Source organism: Aurantibacter sp. UH7 (assembly GCF_056839165.1).
This window is the reverse complement of sequence record NZ_CM166388.1, coordinates 2,793,843-2,809,688: the sequence shown is the minus strand read 5'-3', so window position 1 is coordinate 2,809,688 and position 15,846 is coordinate 2,793,843. Positions and strand designations below refer to the sequence as shown.

General features: G+C 35.5%; 7 protein-coding genes and 2 tRNA genes. 4 read left to right on the top strand and 5 right to left on the bottom strand.

The features are described from left to right. The first annotated feature begins 157 nt into the window (after window positions 1-157). From mutS to UH7x_RS11675, 3 genes are all read left to right on the top strand, one after another. The gene (mutS, locus tag UH7x_RS11685; RefSeq protein WP_482363600.1) at window positions 158-2,740 is read left to right on the top strand and encodes a DNA mismatch repair protein MutS; all 2,583 of its coding nucleotides are present in this window, start codon (window positions 158-160) and stop codon (window positions 2,738-2,740) included. 135 nt (window positions 2,741-2,875) lie between these two features. After that, window positions 2,876-2,947, top strand: a tRNA-Gly gene (locus tag UH7x_RS11680). A gap of 57 nt (window positions 2,948-3,004) precedes the next feature. Next, window positions 3,005-3,089: transfer RNA gene (locus UH7x_RS11675), tRNA-Leu, on the top strand. A gap of 53 nt (window positions 3,090-3,142) precedes the next feature. On the opposite strand, the gene UH7x_RS11670 is transcribed toward UH7x_RS11675, so the two are convergent. After that, window positions 3,143-4,585: a sulfatase-like hydrolase/transferase gene (locus tag UH7x_RS11670; RefSeq protein ID WP_482360114.1), complete on the bottom strand. Its 1,443-nt coding sequence runs from the start codon at window positions 4,583-4,585 to the stop codon at window positions 3,143-3,145. 445 nt (window positions 4,586-5,030) lie between these two features. Between UH7x_RS11670 and UH7x_RS11665 the strand changes: the two genes are divergently transcribed. Further along, window positions 5,031-6,350 (top strand): MGH1-like glycoside hydrolase domain-containing protein, encoded by a 1,320-nt coding sequence (locus UH7x_RS11665; RefSeq protein WP_482360113.1) that lies wholly within the window; start codon window positions 5,031-5,033, stop codon window positions 6,348-6,350. Window positions 6,351-6,508: 158 nt separating this feature from the next. On the opposite strand, the gene UH7x_RS11660 is transcribed toward UH7x_RS11665, so the two are convergent. The 4 genes from UH7x_RS11660 to UH7x_RS11645 all read right to left on the bottom strand — a co-directional run bounded on the left by UH7x_RS11660 (window position 6,509) and on the right by UH7x_RS11645 (window position 15,631). Further along, window positions 6,509-7,432 (bottom strand): PorP/SprF family type IX secretion system membrane protein, encoded by a 924-nt coding sequence (locus UH7x_RS11660; RefSeq protein WP_482360112.1) that lies wholly within the window; start codon window positions 7,430-7,432, stop codon window positions 6,509-6,511. Between the two features lie 79 nt (window positions 7,433-7,511). Then, window positions 7,512-11,936 carry a BspA family leucine-rich repeat surface protein gene (locus UH7x_RS11655; protein ID WP_482360111.1) on the bottom strand — a complete coding sequence of 1,475 codons (4,425 nt, stop codon included), beginning with the start codon at window positions 11,934-11,936 and terminating at the stop codon, window positions 7,512-7,514. Window positions 11,937-12,432: 496 nt separating this feature from the next. Beyond that, window positions 12,433-13,584: a helix-turn-helix domain-containing protein gene (locus tag UH7x_RS11650; RefSeq protein ID WP_482360110.1), complete on the bottom strand. Its 1,152-nt coding sequence runs from the start codon at window positions 13,582-13,584 to the stop codon at window positions 12,433-12,435. A gap of 319 nt (window positions 13,585-13,903) precedes the next feature. After that, complete coding sequence (locus tag UH7x_RS11645) at window positions 13,904-15,631, bottom strand: sulfatase family protein (RefSeq protein ID WP_482360109.1); 1,728 nt, start codon at window positions 15,629-15,631, stop codon at window positions 13,904-13,906. Between the last annotated feature and the right edge of the window lie 215 nt (window positions 15,632-15,846).

The following is a 15,846-nucleotide window of genomic DNA, read 5'->3' as shown; positions in this document are numbered from 1 at the left end:
ATTGTAATAACGACTGATTTTGAACATTAAAAGTTATTCCAAAATATCAACGATCTCCGATTACACCAATCAAAAATGGTATTTTCGTTTGCAACAAAAATAAACGAAATCTACCGGTTTGGCTAGCACAAAAAAAATCAAGAAGGTTACTCCTTTAATGAAACAGTACAATACCATCAAGACTAAATATCCTGATGCTTTATTACTATTTCGTGTAGGAGATTTTTACGAAACCTTTGGTGAAGATGCTGTAAAAGCCTCGAAAATACTTGGCATTATTTGCACGCATAGAAACAATGGTGGTGATCGCACTGAATTAGCGGGTTTTCCACACCATTCACTAAACACTTATCTTCCTAAATTGGTAAAAGCAGGGCAACGTGTCGCAATTTGCGACCAATTGGAAGACCCTAAACTAACCAAAACTATAGTTAAAAGAGGTGTAACAGAATTGGTAACTCCCGGAGTAGCACTTAATGATGATATACTTTCAGCTAAATCGAATAACTTTTTATGTGCCGTTCATTTTGGTAGAAAACTATTGGGCATCTCCTTTTTAGATATTTCAACCGGAGAATTTTTAACCACACAAGGTAATTCAGAGCAAATAGATAAACTATTACAGAATTTCTCTCCTAACGAAATTCTAGTTTCAAAAGCACATCGTAATGAATTTCAAGATTTATTTGGATCAAACTACCATACCTTTTTTGTAGAAGATTGGGTGTATCAAGAAGATTACGCCAATGAAACATTAAATAGTCATTTTAAAACTGCTAGTTTAAAAGGTTTCGGAATAGACCATTTGGCTGAAGGAATTGTTGCATCAGCTGTTGTATTACATTATTTATCCGAAACGCAACACCGGCAATTACAACATATAAATACACTACAAAGGATTGCTGAAGAGGATTATGTTTGGATGGATCGCTTTACCATTAAAAACTTAGAGCTTTATCATTCAACGAATGCCAATGCAGTAACACTTATTGATATTATTGACCGCACCTTATCACCAATGGGTGGTCGGTTAATGAAAAGATGGCTTGCATTGCCCTTAAAAAATGTTGAAAAAATAAAACGAAGACATCAAGTTGTTTCGCATCTTTTTAATGATGCCATTGGTCATGAAAAACTCAAAGGTTGGATAAAACCCATGGGCGACATTGAACGTTTAATTTCAAAAGTAGCAACTGGCAAAATTAACCCGCGGGAAGTTGTTCAGCTTAAAAACTCGTTGGTTTCAATTACTCCAATCAAACAATTTTGTGAAGATAGCGAAAATGAAGCGCTACAATTAATAGGTACTTCTTTAGATACTTGTAAAGCATTACAAGATAAAATAATAGGCATGCTTAGTGAAGAAGCTCCGGTAAATATTCTTAAAGGCAATGCTATAGCCAAAGGATATTCAGAGGAGCTAGACGAACTGCGGGGCTTGGCCTTTTCGGGTAAAGACTACCTTAATAAAATGTTAGCTCGCGAAACGGAGCGTACCGGAATAACATCACTTAAAATAGCCTCAAATAATGTCTTTGGATATTACATAGAAGTCCGAAATACGCATAAAGACAAAGTCCCTGAAGAATGGATTCGCAAACAAACTTTGGTCAATGCTGAGCGCTATATTACGGAAGAACTTAAAGAATATGAGGCTAAAATTTTAGGTGCAGAAGAGCGAATCTTAAGCTTAGAGCAACAACTTTTTGCACAGTTAATAGTCTGGATGCAAGAATACATTGTAGTTGTTCAGCAAAATGCACAGCAAATAGCTAACCTCGATTGCCTTTGCAGTTTTGCACAATTGGCAAAAGACAATAATTATGTAGCACCTGAATTGGATGATTCAACTGCATTAGATATTAAAAATGGGCGACACCCTGTTATTGAAAAACAATTACCTCCGGGAGACACCTATATTCCTAATGATGTTTCGCTTAATCGTGACGACCAACAAATAATAATGATTACGGGACCAAATATGAGTGGTAAATCTGCTATTTTAAGGCAAACAGCACTTATCGTTCTATTGGCGCAAATGGGTAGTTTTGTTCCTGCAGAATCTGCAAAAATTGGCTATGTAGATAAGATTTTTACACGAGTTGGCGCTAGTGACAACATTTCTATGGGTGAATCTACCTTTATGGTGGAAATGAATGAAACAGCCTCTATTTTGAACAACTTATCGGAACGTAGTTTAGTACTTCTTGATGAAATTGGGCGCGGTACAAGTACGTATGACGGCATTTCAATAGCTTGGGCTATATCAGAATACCTTCATGAACACCCGGCCAGAGCAAAAACACTTTTTGCTACTCATTATCATGAGTTAAATGAAATGGCAGAAACTTTTGACCGCATCAAAAATTATAATGTTTCCATTAAAGAGCTTAAAGACAAAGTACTTTTTTTACGAAAATTGGTCGCAGGTGGCAGCGAACATAGTTTTGGTATACATGTGGCTAAAATGGCAGGTATGCCACAGCAAGTAATACATAAGGCTAATAAAATTCTCAAAAAACTTGAGAAATCGCATTCTAGCGAAGAATTAACAGATAAGCTACAAAGCGCACAAGACGAAATGCAACTCAGTTTTTTTAATCTTGATGACCCTTTATTAGAACAGATTAAAGAAGAAATTACCCATTTAGACATCAATACACTCACTCCTGTTGAAGCACTTATGAAGCTAAATGAAATTAAACGATTGCTCACTAAAAATAAGAAGGCAACGAGTTAATTTTTAATCTATTTATTTTTAATACGAAATTCCTTTGCGTTTTATAGAATTGTATTAAATTTGCATCCGCATTACGAAAGAAATGCACGTTCTTTTAAATCCTGTCTATAGGCAGGCAAGTTAAAAATATCACACGCGAAAGTAGCTCAGGGGTAGAGCATCACCTTGCCAAGGTGGAGGTCGAGGGTTCGAATCCCTTTTTTCGCTCTGAGAAAACGCTGCTGGTCAGCGTTTTTTTATTCATGTACTAGCGAGTACATTGAAGCTCGAGTGGTGGAATTGGTAGACACGTTGGACTTAAAATCCAATGGCCGTAACGGCCGTATGGGTTCAAGTCCCATCTCGAGTACAAGTAGTAAAAAAGCCGAGCATATGCTCGGCTTTTTTTATGCATTATACTTTCTAATGAAAATAAGGCACCGTGCCGGTTTCATCCACAGGATAACCCCATTTTTCAATATAATCTAAGCCCGGGAGAAATTCATCTCCTGTTTCAATTAATCGATTAGAAAGCTGATTTTCTAAATCTTGTTGCAATGAAGCATAGGTTTCATTTCCAACAAGATTATTTAATTGATAAGGGTCTTTGTCATTATCAAACAACAACCAAGGTCCGTTTAAATCACGAGCATAAGTATATTTCAAAGTTTTAAGTGCCCTATACTCCCTTCCTCCATATTTTATTCTATTCCATTGGCCAAAAGGTTGTACGCAGGTTAATAAAGTGGAATTCCCCATTTCTACTTTTCCTTCTAAATAAGGTCTATAATCTAACCCTTCCATTGTATTGGGAACTGGTATTTCACATAAGCCTAAAAGAGTTGGCATTATATCTTCAGAATTTATTAATGCATTGCGTATGCCCTTTTTAATCTTTAAATTATTAGGAAGATAATACAACATAGGTACACGGGCAGATTCTTCGTAAGGCTGTTGCTTTTTATATGCCCCATGAGAACCTAATAAATCCCCATGATCCGAAGTGAACAAAACAATCGTATGCTCTAATTGTCCCGAATCCTTTAAGTTTTTCATCACTTTGCCTATCATATCATCAAGTGCAGCAATATGAGCGTAATAGCCGGCCAAATCCTTTTTAGCTTTTTCCTTTAAATTATCAGGTACATTATCTCTAAGTTCAATGTTTTCAGCATTAAATCGATTTCGATATTCTTTAGGTGCTGTATGATAGGGTGCATGCGGTGTTCCATAGGACAAAATCATCAAAAATGGATTTTTAGAATTCCTTTTTCCTTTCATATAATCGATTACAGCATCGGTTTGTTCAAAGGTATCATAGCCCTCCCATACTTGGCTTTCAGGATTGTCATTATCATAATACACCGATTCATTATAGTTGTGTGTGCACTCATTCCCCTTCCAAAATTGAAAACCTTGTCTTCTTTTTCCCGGAGCTACATTCTGTAAACGTCCATGGCCATCTAAATGCCATTTACCTATATATCCTGTATCGTAACCTGCTTTAGCAAAAACCTTAGCCATAGTTACAGCATTGGTATCTAATTGCACATCATTCATAAAAACTCCATGTGTTAAAGGTCTTTGTCCTGTTAATAGGGAAGCCCGAAATGGGGAACAAACGGGCATACCTGAAACCGCATTTTTAAAATTAACACTCATAGATGCTAAACTATCTAAATTCGGAGTTCTAGCATTTACATCGCCAGCATAGCCTGTTGCTTGGGCACGCCATTGATCGGTTAATATAATTAGCACATTAGGCTGTTTTTCGATAACCACATCTTGATTTCCTTTTTTTGAATTGCAAGCCACCATTAAAATAAACGACCCAACGATAATTAGACTTCCCCTTACTATTTTCATTTCCTTTTAATTTCTGTTTTACTTTAATAATAGTGCTTAGCAAGCTATGCCATACAACTAACATTACCCATTTAACTTTTGTTCAATTTATACACCAAATGAGCAATTAAAATTACTGTACAATTAATCAATAATTGCGCTAAAAATAATTGAAGTTCTGATCTTTTAAATTTAATCCAATTTTATTATAAAATAAGTATAGCATAGCTCTCAATACGTTCGATTTTTATTTATTACTCATTATATATCACCTCATAATTCACATATAAGTTTGAATAAATAATTCAACAATTGAGAAAAGATAATTTCAGCTCATTTATAATTCAATTAATCGTAATAATTTGTTTCAAAATGTATTTTCGACGGTTTTAGCCAAAAAATATTTGCATATTTACTTCTCTAAGTTTAATTAGAAAAACTAAAAAAAACACAAAGTCTAATCCGAATGAAAAGTATCCTCCTACTATTACTTATTAGTGTAACACTTTTTAGCTGCACAAATACTTCTAATCAAAAACAAAACAATACTACCGAAACACGTTCTAAAAAAATAACCTCCGGATGGGAAGAACTTGTTACCGAAGCTAATTCCATTGGAAAACCCGAATGGAGACCGATGTTAGCATATGTTGCAGAATTGCACAAAAAAAGTACGCATCCTGCAAAATGGCCTTTTGATTATGAATGGGAAGAAATAGGACCTGGTTATATTTACGGGCCAGCGTTTGGACATTGGGATATTGTAAATCAAGCTATTGACGTTGTAAATTCGCATCCCGAGCATGCGATTAAACAAATGTTTAACAATATTAAAAACCAAGAAGCAGACGGTTTAATTCCTGGTTCAATTTGGATGCCAAATGCAGAATCTGACACCGTTACATGGGATAAAGAAATAGGACATCCACCGTTCTGGCCTTTTGCAATTGAAGATTATAGAACTGTAACTGGAAATGATTCTATTATAAACCAGTTCTATTCGCCATTAATTAGACAGATTACCTGGTTCGAAAATAACAGAAAAGCAGAAGGTGAAGGATTTTTTTATAATGACATCTTATTAAAAGAATGGGAAAGTGGCATTGATGAAGGAATTCGCTTTGACGACACTAAAGATGGGAAATTTGCATGTATCGATGCTACTTGCCATGTATACTTCATGTACGAAATGGCCAGCAAATGGTCTAAAGAATTAAAGTTAGACAATACCTATTTTGACAAACGTGCTAGCGATTTAAAGAAGTTTATTCAAACTGAATTATATTCTGAAAAAGAAGGTCTATTTTATGATTCTTGGGCTATGGAAGACCCAAAGCTTAGAAGTTTAGCTTTCGAAACTTTATTTCCCTTGGTTTTCGGTGTGGCAACACAACAACAGGCAGATCGGCTAATAGATGACTACTTATTGAATACAGAATATTTTAATACCACCCACCCTCTTGCTACTGTTGGTAAAAAAGATCCAAAATTTGAACTAAGAATGTGGCGTGGCCCTTCATGGAATAGTATGACGTATTGGATTGCTCGTGGTTGTGCAACATACGGGAGAGAGGATGCTACTAAAATACTGTTGGAAAAAGCATTAAATGAAAGCTCTAAACAATTTAAAGAGACAGGAACCATTTGGGAATTTTATAATCCTTTAGGGGGGAGCCCAAAAGATGTTTTAAGAAAACCACAAACTGAGAAAAATGAACCCTGTATTGATTACCTTGGACATAACCCTCTAATAGAAATGTCTAGACTTTATGATAAAGTGAAATAGACAAAAGCTAATAGACACCTAACTTTTTTTTCTTCTATTGATAACCAATGACCTTGTAAATAAAATTACAAGGTCATTGAGGACCAAATTTAAAGATTAAAAAATTAGGTGCCTTAACCATTATTAATTTCAACTGGCAATTAATAATATTATAAACTCTACATTATTAATTTTATAAATACTTCGTGCGTACCCTGTGAATTTGTAACAATTTCATTGTTAAATGCTGTTTCATAGGCGTAGCCCATATTTATCCAATTAGCAGCGTTAAACATAAGTAAGCCTCCAAAACCTTCGTTAATTCTGTACGAGGGACCTATTTCTACTTTATCATTAAAACTAAAAGCAGCTGTAAAATCAACAGACAATGGTGTCGATGCTACATATCTTAATAATGAAGATGGTTTAAATTTGAGGTTATCCGAAAGTTTAAAATCATAGCCACCAGCCATATAAACGTGAGCTCTTCCAGCAGCATAAGAGGCAACGCCATTTTCTTGTTCCAAACGATCATTACTCAAAATTCCAGGAATAGAAAGTGATGCAAAAAAACGTTCTCCTTTAATTAATGCACCAGCACCGACATTAGGCTTAAAGCCGCCGTCTATATTAGTTAAACTTTGATCAGAACCTATACCAAAGGTCCGCAGTCCAGATAAATTAGCATCATATGAATTGCCTCCTGCTTTTACCCCTAAATATAAGTTGGTAACTTCAGATAACATTAATTTATACGATACATCTACATTTATGGAAGCACTACTTTCAATGAATGTTTTGTCATTAACAATAGAGACTCCCAAGCCTATATTATCTCCCAAGCCCGTACTAAAAAAAGCACTTTGACTTTCTGGAGCGCCTTCTACACTTACCCATTCACTTCTTATATTTATCCCAATTTCACTTCCTTGAACAGCACTTTTTCCTTCAACACTTTGTGAAACACCAGCATATGAAGGATTAACCAAATTCATAGCATATCGGTAAAAAGAACGATTTGGGTCTTGTTGGCCAGAAGCTGCATATAGCGCAAAGAAACTAATGCAACAAAGTATATTTTTAATAATTGATTTTTTTCTCATGGTATATTTTTTGGTTGTGTTGAGAAGGTCAATAATTTATCTTGACCCTGCTCAACACAACGGTTTTAATTATTTTGATTTAATAGTTTATAAAGAGCCAACCATCTTGTGGGGCCTCTCCATTGGCAAGATTAATTACGAAATAGTAGGACCCTGCTGGTACCTTTTTACTATTATTCTGATAGTTAGCACCCCAGTTGTTCTGGTAACCTACAGCGGCAAATACCTCATGCCCCCATCTGTTGTATACCTTTACAATTGATGACGGATAATTTTCGATTCCTTGAATAACCCAACTATCATTTATTCCATCTCCGTTCGGGGTAAAGGCCTGTGCCGAAACAACAGTCGCAGGTAACTCAACACTATCGTCATCTTTCTGACTTTCGGAACAACCCTCGGCATCAACCGTTTCACCAGCTGGAGTATCCGGACACATATCAAGGGTATCGTTGATACCATCTCCATCACTATCGGCCTCTTTTTGGCTATCGGAACAACCATTCGCATCTGCAGTTTCACCGGTCGGTGTATTTGCACAGGTATCGTTTTCATCTAAAACATCATCGTCATCGTCATCGGTATCGGCATTATCGCCCGTTCTGTCACCATCGGTATCGGTATCCTCGTTTGCATCCAATGGGAAAGCATCTTCGGCATCCAATACTCCGTCTTCGTCGTCATCGGTATCGGCGTTGTCACCCGTTCCGTCACCATCTGTGTCGGTATCCTCATCCGCATCCAACGGAAACGCATCTTCCGTATCAGGAGTACCATCACCATCGGTATCTTTCTGACTGTCCGAACAGCCATTGGCATCCACGGTTTCGCCAGCTGGGGTGTCTGCACAGTTATCCATATCGTCCGATACACCATCTTCGTCAGAATCAACAATGTCACAATTTAGACCGGCATCGGTAATGGTCCATCTATAGCTATCAATTAGATCTTGCCTTGAAGCCTCTCCTGTACAATACACACTATTACCGCCATCGAAATTAAGATCTGTTGGTATTTTTGTTTCCCCGGCATCTGTATCCAAGGTGTTCCAACCCATTAAGGTGTTGTCGTAATTTTTTAAGGATAATGTTGCTCCTTGAAGCATTATTGTCATGTCCCTTACTTTACTTATATCCCAACTACCTAAATCTTGATCAAAAGCTGTTGCATCTAGAAACATAGCTGCCATAATGGTAACACTACTAACATCCCATGTACCGATAGGCCGATTAAAAGCAGTTGCCCCTAGAAACATCTCACGCATAGAGGTTACATTGCCCACATCCCAATTGTCTATATTTTGGTTAAAAGCTGTTGCTTTGTAAAACATACCCTGCATAGTGGTAACATTGCTCACATTCCAACTACTAAGATCTTGGTTAAAAGCGGTTGCACGCGCAAACATCGAATGCATTGTTGTTACATTGCTTACGTCCCATTTCCCGATATTTTGGTTAAAAGCTATTGCGTCAGGAAACATACCTTCCATACTGGTTACATTGCTAACATTCCAATCAGTGATATCTTGGTTAAAAGCATCTGCATGATAAAACGTAAAAGCCATATTAGTGACATTGCTTACATCCCAATCACCGATATCTCCATTGAATTTTGTTGCATGGGCAAACATACTAGACATATTGGTCACCAAAGAAAGGTCAGGAACATCAATCGCATTGATCTGAACATTAGAGCAGTAGTAAAAACTTTGTTCCATAGATTGCCATACTTGGCCTCCCCATTGTTCTACTGTAAGTAACTTGTCATAATCTGTATAATAAGCAAACTTTAAATGCGGAAAATCTCCACTGATACTTACGGTATATGTTCCTTCAGTCGCAAACGTATGGGTTGCATCGCCCGTATACACTGTGGTGTCGGTAGTACCATCGCCCCAATCTACTGTATAAGCAAAAGTGCCATCACCTGTAGGAATGGTTATTTGTTTGTCACCTGATGTACCTTCATTATCGGTTTTCCAAGTTGTTACAAAAGGAGACGGACAATCCTCACCGGCATCCGTAATGGTCCACCCATAGGTATCGATTAAACTTTGTCTCGCTGTTGCTCCTTCACAGTAGATACTATTACCGCCTTCGAATATGATTCCTGTTGGTATTTGTGTCTCTCCAGCAGCTGTATCCAAGGTGTTCCAGCCAATTAGGATGTTGTCGTAATTCTCCTGTGATAAGCTAGCTGCATCGAACATTTCTTCCATATTCGTTACATTACTTATATCCCAACTACCCAAATCATAATCGAAAGCTGTTGCCCCAGAAAACATATATTCCATATCGGTTACATTACTGACATTCCAACTCCCAATATCTTGATTAAAATCAGTAACACGGTAAAACATAGTTCTCATGTCGGTTACACTGCTTACATTCCAATTACCTATATCTTGATTAAAGGCGGTTGCATCAGCAAACATAGCGTACATACTAATAACATTACCTACATCCCATCCACCAAGGTCTTGATTAAAAGCCGTAGCACGGTTAAACATTTGAGCCATATTGGTTACACTACTTACATTCCAACTTCCTAAATCTTGATTGAAAGCAGTTGCCCCATAAAACATATTACTCATATTGTTAACATTACTAACATCCCAACCACTAATATCTCCGTTAAATATGGTTGCAAGTGTAAAAGCCCTAGTCATATCCGTAACCAAGGAAAAATCTGGCTCATCGGTAGCATTATATTCTAAATTTGAACATCCAAAAAAACTATTGGCCATACTGGCCCATACTTGATTTCCCCATTGCTCTATGGAAAGAATCATGTCTTTATCCCCACTATCGTCAAATAATATTTGTGGAAAATTCCCAATAATACTAACGGTATAAATATCTTGGTCATCATAAGTATGGCTTGCATTACCAGTGTAAACGGTAGTATCTGTGGAACCATCACCCCAGTCTACTGTATAACTATAGGTAAATGATGAATTTGTAGGAATCGTAATTGATTGGTTTGGGTTATCCGTTTGCCATTTGGTAATGAAAGGTAACGCACAATCTTCACCACCATCGGTAATGGTCCAGCCATATGTATCTTCTAAATTTTGTTTCGCAGTGGCTCCTGAACAATAGGTGCTATTACCGCCGTTGAATGTAATACCTGTTGGTATTTGGGTTTCCCCTGAGGAAGCATCCAGGGTGTTCCAGCCAATTAGGGTATTATCGTAATTTGTTGTGGAAAGTCCTGCACTATTGAACATATCATACATTCCAGTAACGCTGCTTAAATCCCAAGTACTTAAGTCTTGATTAAAAGCTGTTGCTCCTTGGAACATACCTTGACCTATTCGAAACCCGGGTGGCATCATAGATTCCTCTACAGATCCCATATTTGTTACGTTACTAACATCCCAATCACTTAAGTCTTGATTAAAAGCTGTTGCGTCTGCAAACATGCCCCCCATACCTAAAACATTGCTTACATCCCAATTTCCAATGTTTTGGTTAAAAGAAGTTGCTCCTTCAAACATTCCCATATAAGCCATTGCCCTCCCCATGTATGGATCTAAATAAGTCCCCATAGCTATTACATTGCTTACATCCCAATTACCGATATCTTGGTTAAATGAAATAGCGTCTGCAAACATTCCCGACATCTTCTGCACTTGATTTACATTCCAACCTCCAATGTCTTGGTTAAAACTCGTAGCATCTTCAAACATGCTTGTCATATCCTCTACTTTCGAGACATTCCAATTCCCAATATCTTGATTAAAACTGTTTGCACCATTAAACATATCCTCCATATCCTCAACATTAGCTACATTCCAACCGCTAATATCTTGATTGAAAGCTGTATTCAAAAACATGTTAGCCATTGATGTCACTTTACCTACATCCCAATTAGAGATATTTCCATTAAAAGCATAAGCGTTAAGAAACAAGCCTTCCATATCGGTAACATTAGAAACATCCCAATCGTTTAAATCTCGGTTAAAGGCATCAGCACCGACGAACATTCTAGAGATGTCGGTTACGTTACTAACGTCCCAATTATTTATATCGGAATTAAATAAACTTGCTTGTCCAAACATAGTCTGCATATTGGTTACTTGTGTAAGATTGGGTGCGTCTGACGCATTGATAACCAAATTAGAGCAATAGTAAAAGCTCTTTTCCATAGACCTCCACACTTGGTCTCCCCATTGCTCTACTGAAAGAAGTTTATCACTATCTGTATTATAATCATTTCTTAAATGCGGAAAATTGCCACTGATACTTACCGTATAGGTACCTGCAGCCGCATACGAATGGGTGGCATCGCCCGTATACACTGTAGTGTCGGTAGTTCCATCGCCCCAATCTACAGTATACGCAAAAGTGCCATCACCTGTGGGAATGGTAATTTGATTGTCGTTGGATTCGCCTTCATTATCCGTTTTCCATTTAGTAATAAATGGATCTTGTGCTTGTAGAAAGCCAAAACTGAATAAAGCTAACAGGATAAGTAAGGGGTTTGTAAATTGCTTTTTCATAAAAAAATTAATTGGTTTTGATTTTGGTTTAAACTTTATAAATAGCGTAACCCAATTAAATTAATTGTAAGAAAAGGCTCACGATATTCACAGAGAATTTAGAACGAGAATTTCAAGTCTTTGATATACCTGTTTATGAGGGATTAAGTGCTTAAATCTGATTTAGACATAGTATTTAAGCGTAAAGTGAAAATTGGCCTACAATCAATTATAACATAACTTATTGATATATAAACACTAACATTTTAAACCCTAGTGAAAAGTGATAAAATACAGTTGAAGGTAATTTAAGATACTTTTGAAGCATAAGCATGTGTCCAAATACGATTTGGACACACAAAAACTTATTTCAACGATAAATAGCTACGATTAAACCTATTTTTTTTCAAAGAAGTACACCATTTACATTTTAATTAAAGAGTCCTAGACTAACTCTTAAAACAGTAAACAATAGTTTAATCAATATACAATTTTACTACTAAATTTGGCTTTATAATCATGACCTTTCAGAAGCAAATTGAGTGACATTTTTATTGGTTATTTTCTTAAATATTTTACTAAAAGAACTTCTATTTGCAAAACCACACTGCTGTGCAAGGGCCTCTATTGTGTTTTTATCTAAATAACCTAATCTAATGAGTGATTTTGCTTTTTCGATTCGAACCGTATTTCTATATGCTGCAAAACTTACACCTCGGTGCTGATTTAAAAAATGTGATAAATGATGGGGAGGAATTTCTAGGGCCTTCGCACAACTGTTTAAACTAAAATCATGTTCATAAAACGAGCCTTTTTCCCTTAAGACTTCTAGCCCATTTTTAATTGCGGTTATATCTAATCCAAATTTTAATTCCACCTCCTTTTGTTCTGATTGATGTAAAGCTACTTTTGATTTAACCATTCTTGGATATCCAAGTAAAATGGATGGGAAATAAATGGGCATAATACCTATAGCGAAAAGAACTACATAAAAAACAAAATTGACTATTCGTAATATGGGCCCAGTAGATCGTAAAAAATCTACATCCCACAATTTTTCAAAAGCAAAAATTGTAGCCAATAGTGATAATAGTATAAAAAGAAGGTATAACGCAATTACCCATATTAGTAACTTTCTGTCTTTTTCTTTATATAAATTACGCAGGAAATTAATCAACATGGGCAGAAGACTAAGTAACGCTAAAAATTGCCACAAAAAGCGCATGGCATAATGCTCGTTTATATTTAAAATCCCATATCTAACCTTAAGTCGCTCTGCAGGTTTTAAATAAGCATTCGAAACTATAGTATCGTACAATTCTTGAGGTTTGGAATAAACATTGATAACATCAATTAATCCAATGATGAAAGGGATAAAAACAATTACATAAATCCAACGCCAATCAAATTTATCTTTAATTAAGGTTATAAAATAAAAAAATATTGGAACCGCCAATAAGTTATATAGTGGAAGTGGCCATACGTAAAACCATGTATATTTTAAAAGCAAACCAGATTCAATAACATAGGTCTGAAGCGTATAAATAGAGAATATCGTGTAAAACAACCCTAAGAAAAATGCTGCAGTTCTATTAACCGATTTTCGAGTAAATAATGAAATCGCCAACACCAACCCAAATACGGAAACTATTAAGAAAAAATTCTGCAAATTGTGAGATATTTACTTCGATTTAGAAGCTGTAAATTTACTAGAATTTAGCAGCACACAAAAAATCATTTACGATTAGTTTGTTAATACTTACTATTATTAACACCGATTTTGCATCAAATATAACCTAGTTAAAAACTCAAATTCAATAACAATTTGTCTCTGAGATAATTAAGAAAAAAGCTGTTTAATATCTAATAAGTTTATGGTTTCAATTATAAAATAATAAACAGGTTTGCTAAGCAATTAAAATAAACGCGAAAAACCTATGAATTTGTAATTGTACGCTACGACTTAAAAAGTAGATATAATTACTAAATTAAAAACTTGGCATTGAAAATGAATGACTATTGGAATAGCTAGATAGTCTATTATCTTCATCCCAAACACGAACTTTCCAAAAATAAGTTGCGCCGCTTTTCAAATCAACTACCTCTTGAATAACAGGTAAATCATTTATTATCTCCACCTTCTTACTATCCCATACATCACCAATATTGTTGCTAGCATTTTCTTTAGAAGAAGACACTAATAATTGATAAGCAGTCTGTAAAATAATTTTACCTGGTTTGTTCCATTTAAAATTTGGTTGCAAAGATTCTTTATTATTAAGTTCTTTAAAGACCGTAGTTAAGTTGTTTGGGCCATGAGAATATTCATCAGACAGTTTACTAATAAGACTATTGGTTTTGATTCTGAAACCTTTTAATTTTTCTGCGTATTTTGGTTCCTTAGCAAGATTATGAATCTCTTTTGGATCATTCTTTAAATCGTACAATTCTTCAAAAGACTGGTCATTAACATATCTAAAATACTTCCAATCTTTTGTTCGTACACCTTCACTTGGCGGTATATGTTCAAACTCCCACAGGTGTTCTATTAATACCGTATCTCTTTCAAATTTTTTAGTATTCTTTGCAGTAGCAGGCATTAAGCTTTTGCCTTGCCAAGAAATGGGTTTTTGTAGACCTGCCAAATCTAAAATTGTAGCAGGAACATCAATATTTAAAGCTAAAATATCGCTATCTTTTTGATTCTTAAGTCTAGGGTCAAAAACAATTAAAGGTACTCTAATAGAGTTATCATATAACAACCACTTTCCCGCTAATTGACGTTCTCCTAAAAAATAACCGTTATCACCCATAACAATAATTACAGTATTCTTATCTAAACCTTTCTTCTTAAGTTCTGCTCTTATCTTCGTTATTTCACGATCAACACCAGAAATCATTCGGTAATACCCTTTTATACTGTGTTGATATTTTTCGGGAGTATCATATCGCCATGTCCATCGTAAACGATTAAATCCATCGCGTATAAATTTGGGTTGCGCTTCAAAATATTTGTCATCACTAATTTCAGCGGCTGGTATTTTTATATTCTTGAGAAGCACATCAGATTCTTGTTGCCAAAAATATTGGTCTTTTGCGCCATCGTGCGCATGTGGAGCACTAAAACTAAGTGATAGACAAAAAGGCTCATCAAGCTTTGTTTTTGCAATATAATCTATACCTTGTTGTCCTGTGTACCTTGTAAGATGCACTGTATCCCTTCCTATAGTTTTATAATAATAACCCCGCCTATCTGTAAAAGAGGTCTTCCGATCATAAGATTCAAATTCATCAAACTGTTTTTCGAGGCCGTCATATTTAACCCCATATTTTCCAAAAAAGGCAGTTTTATATCCATTTTCTTTTAAGATTCTTGGATAAGAATTCGTCATATAAGACTCACGAATATTTCCTGTCTGAAAATTAAAACTATGTGTTCTTTCATACAATCCAGTTAAAATACTAGCTCTACTTGCTGCACAAATTGGAGTCGTAACCATAGCTTTTTTAAAGTAGGTACCTTCCCTTGCCAAATTATCCATTTCCGGAGTTGAAATGAGTTTATTCCCTGCATAACCTATTGCATCAAAGCGCTGATCGTCTGTAAGGATAAAAATAATATTTGGTCTCTTGTTTTTTAATTTCTTATTTATTTTTTGCGCATTCATCGGTAGTATGCACAAGAGAATAATAAGACAAGAAAATTTAACACTCATAAAATTGTTATTAATAAAGTTGGTAGCAATTATATATTTACTGTTAATCTTAAGCACTTAGCCAAGTGAAAAATATTGGGACTAAAACCTTCTAAATAACAAATACCTAATACATATTACTAAGGATACAATCTATTTCGGCTACTATAAAATTCGTACCCATAATAGAATTGCACTGTAATTTAAACAATTTTTAAAAATGTAGAATTATCTTT

Bases quoted from the DNA above. Each gene is read 5' to 3' on its own strand.
- mutS (WP_482363600.1), top strand. From the start codon at position 158: ATGAAACAGTACAATACCATCAAGACTAAATATCCTGATGCTTTATTA.
- UH7x_RS11670 (WP_482360114.1), bottom strand. From the start codon at position 4,585: ATGAAAATAGTAAGGGGAAGTCTAATTATCGTTGGGTCGTTTATTTTA.
- UH7x_RS11665 (WP_482360113.1), top strand. From the start codon at position 5,031: ATGAAAAGTATCCTCCTACTATTACTTATTAGTGTAACACTTTTTAGC.
- UH7x_RS11660 (WP_482360112.1), bottom strand. From the start codon at position 7,432: ATGAGAAAAAAATCAATTATTAAAAATATACTTTGTTGCATTAGTTTC.
- UH7x_RS11655 (WP_482360111.1), bottom strand. From the start codon at position 11,936: ATGAAAAAGCAATTTACAAACCCCTTACTTATCCTGTTAGCTTTATTC.
- UH7x_RS11645 (WP_482360109.1), bottom strand. From the start codon at position 15,631: ATGAGTGTTAAATTTTCTTGTCTTATTATTCTCTTGTGCATACTACCG.